The 16,800-nt window shown below is 73.0% G+C and carries 13 protein-coding genes and 2 pseudogenes; 10 read left to right on the forward strand and 5 right to left on the reverse strand.

The features are described from left to right. Positions 1–119: 119 nt before the first annotated feature. From ACWIX7_RS04030 to ACWIX7_RS04075, 10 genes and pseudogenes are all read left to right on the forward strand, one after another. Positions 120–5,000 (forward strand): NAD-glutamate dehydrogenase, encoded by a 4,881-nt coding sequence (locus ACWIX7_RS04030; RefSeq protein ID WP_448620329.1) that lies wholly within the window; start codon positions 120–122, stop codon positions 4,998–5,000. Positions 5,001–5,447: 447 nt separating this feature from the next. Next, on the forward strand, positions 5,448–6,767 hold the full coding sequence (locus ACWIX7_RS04035) for an NAD(P)/FAD-dependent oxidoreductase (RefSeq protein ID WP_448620330.1): 1,320 nt from the start codon (positions 5,448–5,450) through the stop codon (positions 6,765–6,767). A gap of 324 nt (positions 6,768–7,091) precedes the next feature. Further along, positions 7,092–7,355: pseudogene (locus tag ACWIX7_RS04040) on the forward strand (3-hydroxyacyl-CoA dehydrogenase family protein); the annotation flags it as partial. Between the two features lie 112 nt (positions 7,356–7,467). After that, a pseudogene (locus ACWIX7_RS04045) lies at positions 7,468–7,889 on the forward strand (3-hydroxyacyl-CoA dehydrogenase NAD-binding domain-containing protein); the annotation flags it as partial. Between the two features lie 71 nt (positions 7,890–7,960). After that, positions 7,961–8,122: a hypothetical protein gene (locus ACWIX7_RS04050; RefSeq protein WP_448620331.1), complete on the forward strand. Its 162-nt coding sequence runs from the start codon at positions 7,961–7,963 to the stop codon at positions 8,120–8,122. Then, positions 8,122–8,295, forward strand: coding sequence for a 3-hydroxyacyl-CoA dehydrogenase family protein (locus ACWIX7_RS04055; protein ID WP_448620332.1), 174 nt, complete (start codon positions 8,122–8,124; stop codon positions 8,293–8,295). The genes ACWIX7_RS04050 and ACWIX7_RS04055 overlap by 1 nt, the downstream gene beginning before the upstream one ends. Positions 8,296–8,305: 10 nt before the next feature. Next, positions 8,306–8,824, forward strand: coding sequence for a nuclear transport factor 2 family protein (locus ACWIX7_RS04060; RefSeq protein ID WP_448620333.1), 519 nt, complete (start codon positions 8,306–8,308; stop codon positions 8,822–8,824). Then, positions 8,821–9,585, forward strand: coding sequence for an enoyl-CoA hydratase/isomerase family protein (locus tag ACWIX7_RS04065; RefSeq protein ID WP_448620334.1), 765 nt, complete (start codon positions 8,821–8,823; stop codon positions 9,583–9,585). Before ACWIX7_RS04060 ends, ACWIX7_RS04065 begins: the two co-directional genes overlap by 4 nt. Positions 9,586–9,619: 34 nt before the next feature. Beyond that, on the forward strand, positions 9,620–10,816 hold the full coding sequence (locus ACWIX7_RS04070) for an alpha/beta hydrolase family protein (RefSeq protein WP_448620335.1): 1,197 nt from the start codon (positions 9,620–9,622) through the stop codon (positions 10,814–10,816). Positions 10,817–10,818: 2 nt separating this feature from the next. Further along, positions 10,819–11,214: a VOC family protein gene (locus ACWIX7_RS04075; protein ID WP_448622130.1), complete on the forward strand. Its 396-nt coding sequence runs from the start codon at positions 10,819–10,821 to the stop codon at positions 11,212–11,214. A gap of 830 nt (positions 11,215–12,044) precedes the next feature. Here the strand turns inward: ACWIX7_RS04075 and ACWIX7_RS04080 are convergent. The 5 genes from ACWIX7_RS04080 to ACWIX7_RS04100 all read right to left on the reverse strand — a co-directional run bounded on the left by ACWIX7_RS04080 (position 12,045) and on the right by ACWIX7_RS04100 (position 16,660). Next, a complete protein-coding gene (locus tag ACWIX7_RS04080) occupies positions 12,045–12,479 on the reverse strand; it encodes a DUF6069 family protein (RefSeq protein ID WP_012948146.1) in 435 nt (144 codons plus the stop codon). 300 nt (positions 12,480–12,779) lie between these two features. Then, positions 12,780–13,649: a hypothetical protein gene (locus ACWIX7_RS04085; RefSeq protein ID WP_448620336.1), complete on the reverse strand. Its 870-nt coding sequence runs from the start codon at positions 13,647–13,649 to the stop codon at positions 12,780–12,782. A 59-nt stretch (positions 13,650–13,708) separates the two neighbouring features. Further along, the gene (locus ACWIX7_RS04090; protein ID WP_446766007.1) at positions 13,709–14,650 is read right to left on the reverse strand and encodes an ABC transporter ATP-binding protein; all 942 of its coding nucleotides are present in this window, start codon (positions 14,648–14,650) and stop codon (positions 13,709–13,711) included. 133 nt (positions 14,651–14,783) lie between these two features. Beyond that, complete coding sequence (locus ACWIX7_RS04095) at positions 14,784–15,482, reverse strand: response regulator (protein ID WP_448620337.1); 699 nt, start codon at positions 15,480–15,482, stop codon at positions 14,784–14,786. Continuing rightward, on the reverse strand, positions 15,479–16,660 hold the full coding sequence (locus tag ACWIX7_RS04100) for a sensor histidine kinase (protein WP_448620338.1): 1,182 nt from the start codon (positions 16,658–16,660) through the stop codon (positions 15,479–15,481). Before ACWIX7_RS04100 ends, ACWIX7_RS04095 begins: the two co-directional genes overlap by 4 nt. Positions 16,661–16,800 lie beyond the last annotated feature (140 nt).

Here is a 16,800-nt window from a genome sequence, read left to right on the forward strand (position 1 = left end):
CCCGCCGGACCGTTCGGTACCGACCCCGCAGCTGCCGTCGTCTCGGCCCGCTCCGGATCCGCCCCTCGCCCCGTCACACCGCATCCGCTGACCGCGCCGCCGTCCAGCAGGAGCCGACGATGCCTCCGACGACCGTGCCCACCGACCCCGCCACCACGCGACAGGGCACCGCTACCCCCTGGCCGCACCCTCTGCCCCCCCGCCTGCGCTCCGCGGCCACGACCGAGCTGCTGCTCCACGAGTGGTCGGCCTCGGACGCGTCGGGCGAGCTCGCGGAACGCTCGGCCGACGACCTGGCCGCCGCTGTCGCCTCGCACCTGACTGCCGGGCTCCGGCGACCGCCGGGGCGCGCCGTGGTCCGGGCGGTCGACGGGTCCTCCTCGGGCGCCGGCCCGCTGCGTACGACCGTGGAGGTGGTCACCGACGACATGCCGTTCCTGGTCGACAGCGTCACCTCCGCCCTCACCCGGCTCGGTAGGGGAATCCACTCGGTCGCCCATCCCCGACTGGCCGCGCGCCGCGACGAGGCCGGCGCGCTGCTCGACCTCGCCGCAGCCGCCTCGGCGGAGGAGCAGGACATCGTCGAGTCCTGGATCCGCGTCGAGGTCGACCGGCAGGCGGACCCGGAGGCGAGAGCCACCCTGGTGGCCGAGCTCACCGGCGTGCTCGAGGACGTGCGCGCGGCGGTCCGTGATCGGGAGGCCATCCGTGCCGCGGTGCTGCAGCTGGCCGAGGAGCTCGAGCGGCGCGGCGACGAAGGGCGGACCGGGGCCGGATTCCTCCGCTGGCTGGCCGACGATCGGTTCACGTTCCTCGGCTGGCTCGAGTACGACCGAAAGGACGGACACGACCGGCCCCGCCTGGTCCCCCGCCCGGACAGCGCGCTCGGCGTGCTGGCGGAGGAGCGGCACCGCCGCGAACCCGCTCCCCTGCCCGCCGGCCGGCTGCTGCACGTGACCAAGGCCGACGCACGCGCCACTGTGCACCGTTCCACCTACGCCGACGAGGTGCGCGTCCGCCGGTACGACGACCGGGGCGAGATCATCGGCGAGATCCGCCTGCTCGGGTTGTTCACCTCCGACGCCTACACCGAGAGCGTGCGCCGCGTCCCCGTGGTCGCCGACAAGACGGCGGAGGTGCTGCGGCGGTCGCGCTTCGCCCCGGGCAGCCACTCCGCGCGAGACCTGGTCAACGTCCTGGAGTTCTTCCCCCGCGACGAACTGCTGCAGGCCGAGGTCGAGGAGATCCTGCCGACGGCGCTGGGCGTCCTGCAGCTACAGGAGCGCCGGCGCACTCGGGTCTTCCTGCGCTCCGACGCCGCCGGAGGGTTCGTCTCCTGCCTGGTGTTCCTGCCCCGAGACCGGTACACGACCCGGGTCGGCGCCGAGGTCGAGGACCTGCTGCGGCAGGCCCTCGACGGCGGAACGGCCGAGCACACCGTGCAGGTGTCGGAATCGGCGCTGGCGCGGCTGCACGTCGTCGTGCGCCCCCAGCCCGGCGGGTCACTCCGCGAGCCCGACCAGGCCGAGCTGGAGGCCGCTGTCGCGGCCACGGTCCGGTCCTGGGACGACGACCTGCTCGACGCGGCCCGGCGGGAGCTGTCTGAGGCGGAAGGCACAGCCCTGGTCCGGCGCTGGGTGGCGGGGGTTCCCGACGGCTACCGCGCGCAGGTGCCGGCGCACCGCGCCGTCGACGACCTCCGCCGGGCCGAGGGCCTGCTGGCCACCGCCCCAACGGCGCAGCCCGCGCCGCGCGGGCCGTCGGAACCGGCCCTGGCGCTGCGTGAGGCCGCTGCGGACGAGCCCGGCACCTGGCGACTCATCCTCTACCGGGACGCCCCGGCCACGCTGTCCGAGGTGCTGCCGTTGCTCACCGACCTCGGGGTCGAGGTCACCGATGAGCGCCCGCACCTGTTGCAGCGCGTCGACGGACAGCAGGTCTGGGTGTACGACGTGGGTCTCCGGGTGCCGAGCGACGCTCGGTCCGGGCCGTCCCGAGCCGACGGCAGGCCGAGCCGTGACCGGTTCTGCGCCGCCTTCGCCGCTGCCTGGACCGGGCGCGCGGACAGCGACGCCCTGAGCCGGCTCGTGCTCGCCGCTGAGCTGACGTGGCGCCAGGTGGCTGTGGTCCGGGCCCTGGTGCGCTACCTGCGCCAGACCGGCCTGTCCTACAGCCTCGACTACGTCGCCGGCATCCTCGTGTCCGAGGCCGCGACGACCCGGTTCCTCGTGAGTCTGTTCGAGGCCCGCTTCGACCCGCGTCGGCATCCGGAGGAGCGGGAGCGCGACGTGCGGGCGGTGGAGGAGCAGACCCGGACGGCGCTGGACGCCGTCGAGGGCCTGGACGCCGATCGGATCCTGCGCGCACTCCTGTCCGCCGTCCTCGCCGTCCTGCGGACCAACGCCTTCCAGCGCGGAGCCGACGGCGAGCCCCCGGGACACCTGTCCTTCAAGCTCGAGCCCGCCAAGGTCGCCGGGATGCCCGAGCCCCGGCCGGCGTACGAGATCTGGGTGCACAGCCCCCGGGTGGAGGGCGTGCACCTGCGCTTCAGCGAGGTCGCCCGCGGCGGGCTGCGGTGGTCGGACCGACCCGAGGACTTCCGCACCGAGGTACTGGGCCTGGTCAAGGCACAGGTCGTCAAGAACGCCGTCATCGTCCCGAGCGGCGCCAAGGGCGGGTTCGTCGCCCGGCGGCTGCCCGACCCGGCCGTGGACCGCTCCGCGTGGTGGGCCGAGGGGGTGGCCTGCTACCGCACCTTCGTCAGGGGGCTGCTCGACGTCACGGACGACCTGGTCGACGAGGGCGGTCGGCAGGTGGTGGTGCCGCCGGCCGACGTCGTCCGCTACGACGGGGACGACCCCTACCTGGTCGTGGCCGCGGACAAGGGCACCGCGACCTTCTCCGACACCGCCAACGCCATCGCCACGGAACGGGGCTTCTGGCTGGGCGACGCCTTCGCCTCCGGTGGGTCGAACGGGTACGACCACAAGGCCATGGGCATCACCGCCCGCGGGGCGTGGGAGAGTGTCACACGGCACTTCCGCGAGCTGGGCGTCGACCCTCAGACCACCGACGTCACCGTGGTGGGCGTGGGCGACATGAGCGGCGACGTCTTCGGCAACGGCATGCTGCTGTCCGAGCACATCCGCCTGGTGGCGGCCTTCGACCACCGCCACGTCTTCCTCGACCCCGACCCCGACCCGGCGGTGTCCTTCCGGGAGCGGGCGCGACTGTTCGCCGTGCCGCGCTCGTCCTGGACCGACTACGACCCGGGGCTGCTCAGCCCCGGCGGGGGCGTCCACTCGCGCACGGCCAAGTCTGTGCCGGTGACACCGCAGGTCGCGGCCCGGCTCGGGCTGCCGGCGGGCACGACGGCGCTGAGCCCCGATGACCTGGTCCGGGCGATCATCACCGCGCCGGTCGATCTGTTCTGGAACGGCGGCATCGGCACCTACGTCAAGGCCTCCACGGAGCAGCACACGGAGGTCGGCGACAAGGCCAACGACGCGGTCCGGGTCAACGGCGCCGACCTGCGCGTCCGGGTGGTCGGCGAGGGCGGGAACCTCGGCCTGACCCAGCGGGGCCGGGTCGAGGCCGCATCATGTGGGGTGAAGCTCAACACCGACGCCGTGGACAACTCCGCCGGGGTCGATTGCAGCGACCACGAGGTCAACATCAAGATCCTGCTCGACCGGCTGGTTGCAGACGGCCTGCTCGACGCCGACGAGCGCAACCGCACGCTGCGGCGAATGACCGACGACGTCGCCCGGCTCGTGCTCCGCGACAACGACGAGCAGAACCGGGTGCTGTCCGTCGAGACCACCTTCGCCGGGGACGACCTGCCTGTGCACCGACGCTTCCTCGAGGCCCTGGAGTCACTCGGACGGCTCGACCGCGAGCTGGAGGCGCTGCCGACGTCGGGCGAGCTCGACCGACGCGCACGGGCAGGCGTCGGGCTCACGACGCCGGAGCTGTCCGTCCTGCTGGCCTACGCCAAGATCTCGCTCAGCGCCACCGTGCTCGCCAGTCCGCTGCCCGACGAGACGTGGGCGCAGGGGGCCCTGCGGGAGTACTTCCCCGGAGAGCTGGTCGAGCGCTACGGCGACCGGCTCGACGAACACCCGCTCCGCCGGGAGATCGTCACCACGGTCCTGGTCAACCGCGTGATCGCCTCGGCCGGGATCACGTTCGCCTTCCGGGCCGCTGAGGAGACGGGCGCCGACGCCGCCGAGGTCGTGCGGGCGCAGGCTGTCGCCACGCGGGTGTTCGACCTGGAGGTGCGGCGGGCGGCGGCCGAGGCGATGGACGGACGCGTGCCGGCGGACGTACAGGCCCGGCTGCGGCACCAGCACCAACGACTCCTCGATCGAGCCGTGCGGTGGTTCCTCCACGCCCGCCCGGAGGGGATCGACGTCCTCCGCGAGGCAGAACGGTTCGGCCCGGTCGTCCGCGAGCTGAGCGAGCAGGTCCCCGACCTGCTGCTCGGCCAGGACCTCGACTACGTCCAGGACGTGGCCGGCCGGTTCACCGCGGGTGGCGTCGACGCGGTGGAGGCGCTGCGGACGGCGAGCCTGCTCTCGGTCTTCGCACTCCTCGACATCGCCGAGGTGGCGGAGGACACGGCACAGCCTGCCGGCGACGTGGCCGCGACCTGGTTCGTCCTCTCGGAGCGGTACGGCCTCGACAGCCTGCTCACAAAGGTCTCCGCCCTCGGGCGCACGGATCGCTGGGAGGCCCTCGCACGGGCTGCGCTCCGCGACGACCTCTACGCCGTGCACCGCGAACTCACCACGGCCGTACTCGGCCACGCTCGGGGCACGCCGCCTTCCCGGGCCGGCTCGGCCGTCGACGCCACGGTCGCGCGGTGGGAGGATGCACACGCGCCGGCAGTACGACGCGCTCGCCAGACCCTGGCGGACCTGGAGGCGTCCGGGCGAACCGATCTCGTCGCACTCTCGGTGGCGCTGCGCACCCTGCGGACGGTTCTCCGCCGACGCTGACCTCGCGCCCCCTGACCGTGCTCCGGGGAACTCGCCGGCTGAACCGGTGCGCCGGTGACCCAGCCGAGGACCACGACCGGTGTCAGCACGCCACAGCCCGGCTCGGGAGCGGTCCGCGGAGACCTTCTCCTGGACGGCCGCCCTGCCACGCCCGGATGACCGCAGGCGGGAGTTCCCGGCTCACCCTGCGGACCCCGCAACGCAGTCGGGGCCTGCCCTTGACAGAGGGCTACCCCCGCGACCATCCTTTGTGAGGTATTACATATTACGCCGGGGTGAAGCGGACTCGAGCGAGGTCACGATCCGCCCGACCCAGGATCGCCGAGGGGCCGGTCGCGGAGCACCATGAGGCGTCAGACCTGCTCCTCGTCGAACCCGCGTCGGCGTTCGGGTCCCGGCTCCTGAACGGCGTCGGCAACGGGCTCCTGCCCCACGAGGAGTACAGCGATGACAGAGAACACGGTGGTCGTCGGCGCGGGGGTGGTCGGACTGGCCACCGCGTACCGGCTCGCTCGGGACGGCCTGGCAGTCACCGTCGTGGACGCGGCCCACAGCGGGGCCGGAGCCTCGGTCAACAACGCCGGGTGGGTCGTGCCGATCATGTCGACCCCCGTGCCGGCACCGGGGATGCTGGGCCAGGCGATGCGGTGGATGGTGCGAAAGGACAGTCCCCTGTACGTCCGCCCCTCCCCCCGCCCCGAGCACGTGCGCTTCATGGTCGGCATGCTGCGCCACTCCAATGCTGAGGACTTCCACCGCGGCGTCGAAGCCCTCGTATCCCTCAACGAACGAACCCTCGCGCTGTTCGACGACTACGGACGAGATGGCGTGCGATTCGAGGATCACCGCACAGGCCACCTCCTGGTCTTCCACACTCGGAGGACTCTGGACGCCTACCAGGCGGACACAGCCCTCATGCAGCGCATCGGCCACACCGCCGTCCCCCTCTCCGGCGACGAGCTCAGGGACCTCGAACCCGCGCTCGGTGCACACGTGCGGGCCGGCCTGCGCTGTTCGCAGGAACGGCACCTGGACCCGGCCAGTCTCGTCAAAGGCTTGGAGCAGCGCTGCCGCGAACTCGGTGTCCGGTTCCTGCACGACAGCCCAGTGACCGGCATCCACTTCCGGGGCCCGGTGGCGACCTCGATCCTCGCGGGAGGAGAGGAGGTCCCCGGTGACCTGTTCGTCCTCGCGGCGGGCGTTCACACCGGCCCGTTGTCACGGCTGGCCGGGTTCCCCCTGCCCATCCAGCCCGGTAAGGGATACGGGTTCGACGACGCCAGTGGCTCGGTCACGCTGCGGCACTCGGTGTACCTCGGCGAGGCGAAGGTGGCCGTCACACCGCTGTCGGACCGGCTGCGGTTCGCCGGGACGATGGAGTTCGGCAGCTGGGATGCGACCATCGACCCGTATCGACTGCGGGGGATCGTCCGCTCGGCCCACGAGTACCTGCCCGGCTTCCCGGCGACGGCACAGCCGCAGGGCTGGACCGGATTGCGTCCGATGACCCCCGACGGGCTGCCGGTCATCGGGCGACTGCCGGGTCGGGACAACGTCCTCGTCGCCAGCGGTCACGGCATGCTCGGGGTGACCCTGGCGCCCGTGACCGCGGAGGTCATCTCCGCGGAGGTCGCAGGCGGTGAGCAGGCTGCCGGGATCGCCCCCATCGCCCACCCTTTCGCCCCGCAACGCTTCGCATCACGGCGTCGTCGAGCTGTGGCGGGCGGTCGACGCGGGCGCCGCGTCCTGCCTGTCCTCGCCAAGTGACCCCGATGTCCTGAAGTGACCCCCGTCAGGCGGACACCTCATTCTGTGTCAGGTGGATCGTTTCGTAGTCGGTGGGCTGAGCCAGGGCTCGAGGCCGTCCTCCGGGCGCGATGGCGCGGTTCATCCGCAGGCCAAGCCATCACCGGTGCCCGGGTCGAGGGCTATCTCGCCGGCGCGGTCAGGGACCGGGTACGGCCGTCACTGGCGTATCAGTGTGCGGAGCTCCCCGACAGCCTCGAGCTCGACATCCCGACGCCAAGCGATCGCTCCATGAGATGTCGGCGTGTGCGCCGGTGGAGGTATCGAGCGAATGGATGGCAGCGGATGGGCAGGAGTCATTTCCGCCCTCCGCCGTCGGACCGAGACTCCGTGCGGCAGTGGCGTCGACCACCGGTGTGCGGCGCGCCAATCCTCGGGAGGGCCTGTGCTCGACGTCGCTCCACCGTCCCAGCCGTGCTCGCGGTCCTCTCCGTTCTCCCCCGCGACGCCGTCCTGCTCGCCGACCGCGGGACCGCGACACCGGCCGACATCGACATCGCCATGCGCCTCGGCGCCGGTCACCCCGCCGGGCCGTTCGAGGTCCTGGCCGGTTTGGACGCCGGCCGGCGACGTGACCTCGGACTGCCCGCCCGGTTGCCGGAGGCGTTCACGTCCGACGCCGGCCGACGCACCGGCCCGCGACTGGACCGGCCCGGTCGGCGTGCTGGCCACCGGCCACATGGCCGGCGCAATCGCCGAGGCGGTCGCCCGCAGCGGTCGGCCGGTCCGGGGGCTCGCCCGCACCGAGGGATCCGGTGGGCGGCTGCTGGCGACGCCAGGGAAGAGCCTCGATCGGGCGTTGACCCGCGGCCGGCTCGATGAGACCGGGAAGGCGGAGGTCCGGGGCCGAGTATCGGTCACGCAGGACCCGACCGACCTGGCCGGGTCCGACGTCGTGGTCGAGGCGGTCGCCGAGGACTCGGCGTCAAGGCCGCCGTCCTGGAGCGGGCCGACGCCGCCCTGCCACCGACGCTGCCCCTGGCCACCAACACCTCCTCCTTCCGCGTCGGGGACCCGCGCCCGTCGGTCCGCTCCGCGCGGCCGGTCGTGGCCCTGCACTTCGTCACCCCGGCGCAGGTCATGAAGCAGGTTGAGGGGTCGTCCCGGACGACGTGGCTGACGCCGACGTCCTGCGTGCGACGGCGAGCGCCTAGGTGCACGGCCTGGGCAGGACGCCCATCACCTGCACCGACTCCCGCGGCTTCGTCGTCAACTGGCTGCTCATCCCGTTCCTCGACGACGCGGTGCGGCTGCACGAGGGGGGCACGCCCGCCAAGAGGTCGACGAGCTGCTGCGCACCAGTGCCGGCCCCCTGATGGGCCCGCTGGCGCTCATCGACCTGCTCGGCGTCGATGTCACGGTCGCCGTCCTGGAGTCGCTGGCCGCCGTCGAGGACGACCCGCGCCTTCGCCCCGCCGCGACGCTGACCGACCTGCTCGCCGCCGGCCGGCTCGGCCGGAGGCCCGGCGCCGGCTTCCACACGTACTGAGAGGACCCGCATGGCATCCCTGGCCGACCCGCAGACGGCCGCCGACCCGGCCGCTGCCTGGACCGCGCTGATCAGCCGCTACTACGACGGCTGCAGCGCCGGCGACGTCGACCTCATGCTGTCGACGCTGCACCCGGACGTCGTCCACTGGTTCCTCGCCCCCAACACCGGGTCGAAGCCGGTCGAGGGGGCTGGGCACCTGGCCCGCTACTGGCGGAAGGTGGCGGGCATGCTGCAGGCCCGCTGGGTGGTCGACAGCATCTGCGCCACGCCGGAGCAGGCGGTCATCGAGTGGACGATGTGGTGGCTGCCTGAGGGCGCGACCGAGCGGGTCGCCACCCGGGGCGCTGAGTGGTTCACCTGCCACGACGGCCTCATCCGCGAGATCCGGTCCTACTACCAGATGCGGCCGGAGAGCACCGGGCTCGACGGCTTCCCCTACGGCGAGCGCGGCTACTCGATGCACGGCGCCGAACGCAGCACGATCCACCCCGACGCCGAGCAGTACGGACCCGGAGGAACCGCATGAGCGCCGTCGAGAAGACCCGGGACGGCGCCGTCGCGACCGTCACCCTCAACCGGCCGGACAAGCTCAACGCCTTCGACCGGACCACCCGGTGGGAGCTGGTCGGCGCGCTGCGCGAGGTCGCTACCGACGACGCCGTCCGCGCCGTGGTCCTCACCGGCAGCGGGCGGGCCTTCTGCGTCGGCCAGGACCTCGCCGCCGTCGAAGAGCTCGAGCACGCCGACGAGACCGTCGCCGGCTCCTACAACCCCATCGCCCAGGCCATCGTCGACATGCCCAAGCCCGTCGTCGCGGCGGTCAACGGCCTGGCCGTCGGCGCCGGGTTCGGCCTGGCCCTGGCCTGCGACCAGCGGCTGGCCGCCGACACCGCCTCCTTCTCCTGCGCCTTCTCCAAGGTCGGCCTCGTGCCCGACACCGCGGCCTCCTGGTACCTGGTGCGCGAGCTCGGCTACACCCGGGCGTTCCGGCTGGCCGCCACCGGCCGGACGATCCCCGCGACCGAGGCGCTGGCGCTCGGCCTGCTCGACGACGTCGTACCGGCGGACGAACTGACCGAGCGCGCCCGCGCCGTCGCCGGGGAGCTGGCGTCGGGGCCGGCGTACGCGCTGGCCCTGACCAAGCGCCAGTTCCGCGCCGTCGGCGAGCTGTCCTTCGAGGCCGCGTTGGCCATGGAGGCCCGGCACCAGGGTGCTGCGGCCGCGCACCCTGACCACGTCGAGGGGCGGACGGCGTTCGCCGAGAAGCGCGCGCCACACTGGCGGTGATGACCCATCCCGGTGCCGTCCTCGTCCACGGTCTGTGGCATGCGCCTGGTGCTGGACGCGTCCGCGCCGGGGCGTCGTCGCGGCGCTGAACTCCGGCGGCCTGATCGACGAGGTCGACCGCGCCTGCCGACCGATCAAGGACGCCGCGCAGCAGGGCGAGGACGCCGGCACGCCGGACTTCCTGCGCGCCTGGACCGCGCTGACCGACCAGCTCGTCGGCCAGGCCGAGGACGCGGAGAAGGCCGGGCACACCCGCACCGCCGGCCAGCTGTACTTCCGCGCCACCAACTACCTGTGTCAGGCCGAACGGATGCTGGCCAACTCCGACCCCGACCGCATCCCCGCCTACCGCCGGGTGCTGGGACTGGCGCAGAAGGCCTTCGAGCTGCACAGCCCGCGCGTCTCACGGGTCGAGGTGCCCTACGAGGGGACGACGCTGCCGGCCTACTTCAGCCAGGCCCCGGCCGCCGACGACGGCCCGGTGCCGGTGATCGTGCTCGTCAACGGCCTGGACTCGACCAAGGAGCACCAGTACTCCTCCGACCACTGGGCCGAGCTGGCCGCACGCGGCATCTCCTGCCTGATGCTCGACCAGCCCGGTACCGGCGAGGCGCTGCGACTGCAGGGTCTCCCGGCCCGCGTGGACACCGAGGCGTGGGGCGCGGCCGCCGTGGACTTCCTGCAGGCCCGTGATGACGTCGACGACGCCCGGATCGGGATCGTCGGCTGGTCGCTCGGCGGCTACTACGCCCCGCGCGCCGCGGCGTTCGAGAAGCGCTTCGCCCTCTGCGTGGCCTGGGGCGCCAACCACGACTGGGGCGCGGTGCAGCGCCGCCGCCTCGAGCGGGAGGGCGAGCGGCCGGTGCCGCACTACTGGGAGCACGTGCTGTGGGTGTGGGGCTTCGACAACGAGGCTGACGACCTCGACGCCTTCATCGCCTTCGCCGACCGGGTGAACCTCGAGGGCGTCGTCGAGCAGATCACCGTGCCGTTTCTCATCGCCCACGGCGCCAACGACCGGCAGATCCCCGTCGAGTACGCACACCGCTCCTACGACCAGGCGGTCAACTCCCCCAAGCGCGAACTGCGGGTGTTCACGCCGGAGGAGGGCGCGACCGAGCACATCGGCCTCGACCACCTGCCCCACGTCAGCACCTTCATCGCCGACTGGGTCGCCGGCACCTTCGCCGAGCTGGCGAGCCGGTCCGCTCGGACGGGGACGTCGTCGTGAGCATGCTGTTCATCAAGCTCCCGGTGCGTGACCTGTCGGCGGCCCGGGCGTTCTACGAGGCCCTCGGCCTCCGGATCGAGGAGCACTCCTCCGACGAGGAGAGCGCCTCGGTCGTCCTGGCCGACGACGTCGCGCTCGTCCTGCACACCCGCGACCGGTTCGGCGGCCTCGTGCCCGGCGAAGCGGGAGATCCCTCGCGCGGGCCGACGGCGGTGCACTGCCTGACCGTGGACAGTCGCGCGGCGGTCGACGACCTCGTCTCGAAGGCCGTGGCGGCTGGCGGCCGGTCCGGACCGGCCACGCGAGCGGAGGACGCCCGCTACACCGGCACCTTCTCCGACCCGGATGGCAACGTCTGGGAGGTCGTCTGGATGGACCAACTGCACGTCATCAACTGACTAGGCTCGGTCTCGGACCCGGTGGCTCACGCCCCGGAGCCCGGAGTCGGCCGTCGTCCGGCAACGGTGGACGCTCCTGGTCGGTGCGGACGGCTCGCAGGGCATCACCACGTGGGCGATCCCGCAGGAGCACCGTCGACGACTTCACCGAGTAGCCGAGGGCACCGACCGCCCCTGGCACTGATCGTGGGACGGGACATCACCGGCAGCAGCACCTTCCGCTGAGCCCTCGTGGGCGGGCCCGCTCACCGGCTCGTGACCGACGGTCGTCACGGAGCCGGTCAGAGGTCCGCGGCCGCCGCGAGTGGGGTCGAGCAGCGAGGCGCAGGGGTTCAGCGGAGAAGGGCGTGCGGCAGGCCTCGTCAGGGGACCCATGTCCGTCGTCCCGAGGCTCCGATCCGAGGGCGACGCCTGCCGGCGGCCGCATTCGCCGGACTGGGGCCGTGGACGGCGCGGCGCTGGACCTAGCGGGCCCACGAGGCCGTGTGGCGGGACGGAGTGGGTGACGTCCCCCGCTCTCGACGAGGCGCCCGACGCGGCACCTCGCGGACAGCGCCGCGCCGACGAGGGCCTTCGAGACGGCGACGGGAGTACTCCAGCCGGCGGCCCCTTTCGGTCGTCTCTCGGCACCCGGATGCGGTCTGGGCCGGGTCGCCCGAGTCGGCGTCTCGGGCCGGCACCTCGACCGATGAGTGCCGCAGATCGCCTGCGAACCACCGGTCGAGAGGCACGGCCGCACCAGGGGACGACGGGCGCCCCGGCCCCACGCGGTGCGTGACCGGGGCGCCGGTCAGCCCAGGCTGAGCGGACGAGCGCTGGGCTGGAGTGCGTCAGGACTGGGGCGGGATGAACCGGCGGAAGGCCGGCACGGCCGCCGCGGCGACACCGACGTGCATGAGCATCAGCGCAACCACGCCGGCAGTCGTGGTCCCGGGCTGCGACTCGTTGACGAGCAGCATGACGTCCGGGATCAGCGAGAGCACGAGCACCGTGGGAACGAGCACACGCAGCACCCGCGAGGCGTTGCGGCTGCGCGAGACGACGAGGTGCCAGGCGATGGCGCCGACGATCGCCCCGACGACGGTCAGGAACCCGTACACCGGCAGGGTGAGCGGCTGGAACTCGTCCGGGATGTCGAAGAGAGCCTTCGCGAGCAGGGCTATCAGGCTGTTGATGACGAGCCCCCCGACGGCGCCGATGGCGGCGGCGACGGCGGTGGACTTCCAGGACACCGCGCGGGTGTCCCGGGCCGAGGTGGTGGTCATGGCAGTTCTCCAGGTCGGGTGGTGGATCAGATGGCGGGCGGCCGGTGTCGCCCCGGTGATCACGGGACGGGCGGGAACTGCGTCGGGACCCGGTCAGTCGTCAGGCGTCCGAGTGCGCCAGCGACCCCAGCCATCGCCTTGGTGACGCAGGCGATTACTTGCTCGTGCAAGTGAAGGTAGCCGACCGGAGCTTGCCGCGTCAAGCGCCCGGAGAGATCTCCGGAAACTCCTGATGGTGGGCTCGATGACGACCGGTCGGTGTCGCCCGGTGATGACGGAGCGACACCGACCGGGAACGGGTCAGGCGTCGCGGCGCGACAAGGCGACGGCGGCCCCGGCGACGGCCACGACGTTCCAGCCGGCGAAGACCAGTACCCCCGTGCCGGCGCCGAGCAGCGACTCGGTCGGCACGGTGGACGTGAACGCCGACGCGGCGTTGGACGGCAGGTACTTCAGCAACCCGTCCCAGGCCTCCGGCAGGAGTGCGCCGGCGAGCGTCGGCAGGACCAGGACTCCGGCGAGCAGGGCACTGATGGCTCCTGCGGTGCTCCGCAGGAGCACGCCGAGTGCCAGGCCGATCAGGCCCATGCCCACGACGTAGCCGGCCGTGCCCAGCACGACCCGCGCGGTCCCCGGATCGCTCCACGAGACGGTGGCGACGCCGCCCGCGTCGAGCACGGCCATGCCCACCGCGAAGGCCACGAAGACGCCCGCGAGGACGACCGGGACGACGGCCAGCAGAAAGGCGACCACCTTGGCCCCGAGCACGGGCAGGCGCGCGGGCACCGCGGCGAGATAGCTGCGGATGAGGCCGGAGGAGTACTCCCGGGCGCCGACCAGGACACCGAGGACGCCGACCAGCACGACGGCGAGCATCGAGCCGCCGAGCACGGTGGAGAGCGGATCGCCGCCGCCCGGTCCGGCGCCGTCGCGCGGGCCCTCGACGGCGCCGGTCGCGCTCGCGGCGGCGATGGCGCCGATCCCGACGATGGTCAGCAGCACCGCGGTCAGCATGGCCCAGGTCGAGCGCAGGGTGCGCAGTTTGATCCACTCGGCGCGGATGACGCGCGCCAGGGTGATCCGGTACGCGGGCGCCGTGGTCGCGCGGTGCCGGTGGGCCGAGGACGCGGTGTGAGCGGTGGTCGTGTCCGGTGAGGTGGAGGTGGTCATCGTGGGGTCCGCCTTCGCGCGGGTCGTGGTAGGAGGGGTGTCGTCGGGCAGCGTGGCGGTCACCGGGCTGCCGCCGCGGTGGTGAGGAGCGCGCCGTCGGTGCGGCCGTGGTACTGCACGGACTCCTTCGTGAGTTCCATGAAGGCCTCCTCCAGGGAGGGGTGCAGCGGGACGAGCTCGTGGAGCGGCAGACCGTGGCGCGCGGCGAGGTCACCGATCTCCGAGGCGGGCACGCCCTCGATCTCCAGCTCCGTCGGCGAGGACGACGTCACGGTGACCCCGGGCGCGGCCAGCAGGCCGGCCAGTGCCGTGGCGTCCGGCGAGACGACCCTGACCTTGTCGCTCCACGCCGAGGCGATGAACTCCGCCATCGACACGTCCCGGATCAGCCGGCCCCGGCCGACGACGATCAGGTGGTCGGCGGTCAGCTCCATCTCGCTCATCAGGTGCGAGGACAGGAACACCGTTCGCCCCTCCTCGGCCAAGGACCGCAGGAAGCTGCGCACCCACAGGATGCCGTCGGGGTCCAGCCCGTTCACCGGCTCGTCGAGCATCACGATGGACGGGTCGGCCAGCAGCGCCGAGGCGATGCCCAGCCGCTGCCCCATGCCCAGGGAGAAGGAACCCGCCGGCTTGCGCGCGACCTCGGCCAGACCGACCGCGTCCAGCAGCTCGTCCACGCGGCGGGCTCCGACACCCACCGTGGCCCCCAGGGCCAGCAGGTGGTTGCGGGCCGAGCGCCCCTTGTCCACCGCCTTGCCGTCGAGCAGGGCGCCGATCTCGTGCAGCGGCGCCGTCGACGTCCGGTAGTCCCGCCCGTTGACGGTGACCGATCCGGAGGTCGGCCGGTCCAGGCCCAGGATCATCCGCATCGTGGTGGACTTGCCCGCCCCGTTCGGCCCGAGGAACCCGGTGACGACACCGGGACGGACGTCGAAGGTCAGGTCGTCGACGGCGACGACGTCCCCGTAGCGCTTGGTCAGGTTCTGCAGTTCCAGCATCAGTTGCTCCCCGGCTGTTGGTTGACGAAGCAACTATCCGTCGGGCAAGCGGTCCCCGTCGTCATCCGTACGCAGGCTCTTGCGGCGGCCTCCGCCTACTGCCAGCGCAGTAGAGGCGAGGCCGGCACACGCGTCAGCGCGGATACGTGTCGCCCGCCCGGACGAGCCCGGTCTGGTAGGCGAGGACCACCAGCTGGGCCCGGTCCCGCGCGCGGAGCTTGCTCATGGCCCGGTTGACGTGCGTCTTGACCGTGAGCGGCGAGAGGTGCAGGCGCGCCGCGATGTCCTCGTTGCTCAGCCCGTGCGCCACCAGCGCGACCATCTCGCGTTCCCGCTCCGTGAGGACGTCGAGCGCCGCGTCGACGGGAGCAGGTCCGGCGGGGTCCGGCCCGGACCGGCCGGGCTGGGCCAGGAAGCGGGCGATCAGGCTCCGGGTGGCCCGCGGGGACAGCAGCGCGTCACCGCGCGCGACCACCCGGATGGCGTCGAGCAACTCGTCCGGCTCGACGCTCTTGCCCAGGAACCCGCTCGCCCCCGACCGCAGGGCCTCGACGACGTACTCGTCGGCCTCGAAGGTGGTCAGCACGATGACGCGGACCTCGGAGAGGTCGGGTGACGCGGCGATCTGCCGAGCCGCCGTCAATCCGTCCACACCGGGCATGCGGATGTCCATCAGGACGACGTCCGGTCGCAGCGCGCCGGCCTGTCGCACGGCCTCGGCGCCGTCACCCGCCTCGCCGACCACCTCGAGGTCGTCGGCACTGTTGACGAGCGCCGCGAACCCCGATCGGATGAGGACCTGGTCGTCGGCGAGCAGCACGCGGACGGTCATGCCGGGTCCCGCGGGATGAGGACCGACACCCGATAGGCGCCGTCCGGCTCCGGTCCGGCCGCCAGCCGCCCGCGGACGGCGTCGACGCGTTCCCGCATGCCGATCAGACCGTGCCCGCCCCCGGACCGGTGCCGTCCGTTCCTGCCAACCTCGTTGCGCACTTCGATGCTCACACCCTCCGGCCGGCTGTCCACGACCATCGTGGCCGCGCCGGTGCCGTACCTCAGGGCGTTGGTCAGCGCCTCCCGGACGACCCGGTACGCGGTCAGGTCGTGGATCGCGGGGAGCCCCTCGAGCTCGCCGCTGACGGTCCAGGTCAGGTCCAGCCCGGCCTGGCGGATGGAGTCCGCGAGCTCGCCGACCCGGGCCATGCCCGGCGTCGGATCGGTCGGCGCCTCCTCCCCCGCGGTGCGCAGCAGACCCACGACCGTGGACATCTCCGACAGCACGGTCTTGCTGGCGTTCCGCACCAGGTCGAGCGCCGCTCGCGCCTGGTCGGGGTCGGCGTCCAGGAGATGGCGCGCCACCCCGGCCTGCACGTTGACGACCGAGATGTGGTGGGCCACGACGTCGTGGAGCTCGCGGGCGATGCGCAGCCGCTCGTCGCTGACCCGGCGCTCGGCCTCCTCCTCCCGCGTCAGCTCGGCCTGCAGGGCGCGGGCCTCCGCCGCCGCCAGCGTGGCCCGGTGACTGCGCACCGCGACCCCGACCGCCGAGGCGGCGGCCGACCACGCGAAGGTCTGCAGGCCAGGGACCCCGCGGTCGTCGAGCCAGTCGCCCTCGGCCACGACCGAGGCGAGGGTGTAGGCGACACCCGAGACGACGCTCGCGAGGACCACGCTGCGCAGGGGTAGTCGGCTGCCGACCGTGTAGAGCGCGACGCAGGTGGTGGCAGCCAGGACGATGCTCCCGTCGCTCTGCAGCACGCCGGCGACCCCCGCCACCGTCGCGAACGCCCAGACCCGCAGCGGCTGCTCCCGCCGGAAGACCAGAGCTGCCGCGGCGAGGGCGAACACGGCCAGCGACCAGCCGTCCGGGCTTCCCGGGAACTCGGGATTCCGGATGACGAGGGTCGGGAGGACGAGGAGGACCAGCAGCGCCGCCAGACACGCATCAGCCAGCCGCGGGTGGGCCGCGCTCCACCGCCGTCTTGCTGCAAGGGCCCCTCCCGCGGTCATCGCAGGCGTCCCGTCCGGTCGCGGCCCCTCACCGGCGGCGACTCTAGGGCCCTTCGAGGCCCGTGGACGAGGGGAGCGCGGATCGACGACCCGTGTCGCTCCAGCATCCGCCCCGTCCGTCGTGCCGTTGGAGCCGGCCA

Source organism: Geodermatophilus sp. URMC 65, assembly GCF_053502545.1.

Bases quoted from the DNA above. Each gene is read 5' to 3' on its own strand.
- ACWIX7_RS04030 (WP_448620329.1), top strand. From the start codon at position 120: ATGCCTCCGACGACCGTGCCCACCGACCCCGCCACCACGCGACAGGGC.
- ACWIX7_RS04035 (WP_448620330.1), top strand. From the start codon at position 5,448: ATGACAGAGAACACGGTGGTCGTCGGCGCGGGGGTGGTCGGACTGGCC.
- ACWIX7_RS04055 (WP_448620332.1), top strand. From the start codon at position 8,122: ATGGGCCCGCTGGCGCTCATCGACCTGCTCGGCGTCGATGTCACGGTC.
- ACWIX7_RS04060 (WP_448620333.1), top strand. From the start codon at position 8,306: ATGGCATCCCTGGCCGACCCGCAGACGGCCGCCGACCCGGCCGCTGCC.
- ACWIX7_RS04065 (WP_448620334.1), top strand. From the start codon at position 8,821: ATGAGCGCCGTCGAGAAGACCCGGGACGGCGCCGTCGCGACCGTCACC.
- ACWIX7_RS04075 (WP_448622130.1), top strand. From the start codon at position 10,819: ATGCTGTTCATCAAGCTCCCGGTGCGTGACCTGTCGGCGGCCCGGGCG.
- ACWIX7_RS04080 (WP_012948146.1), bottom strand. From the start codon at position 12,479: ATGACCACCACCTCGGCCCGGGACACCCGCGCGGTGTCCTGGAAGTCC.
- ACWIX7_RS04085 (WP_448620336.1), bottom strand. From the start codon at position 13,649: ATGACCACCTCCACCTCACCGGACACGACCACCGCTCACACCGCGTCC.
- ACWIX7_RS04090 (WP_446766007.1), bottom strand. From the start codon at position 14,650: ATGCTGGAACTGCAGAACCTGACCAAGCGCTACGGGGACGTCGTCGCC.
- ACWIX7_RS04095 (WP_448620337.1), bottom strand. From the start codon at position 15,482: ATGACCGTCCGCGTGCTGCTCGCCGACGACCAGGTCCTCATCCGATCG.
- ACWIX7_RS04100 (WP_448620338.1), bottom strand. From the start codon at position 16,660: ATGACCGCGGGAGGGGCCCTTGCAGCAAGACGGCGGTGGAGCGCGGCC.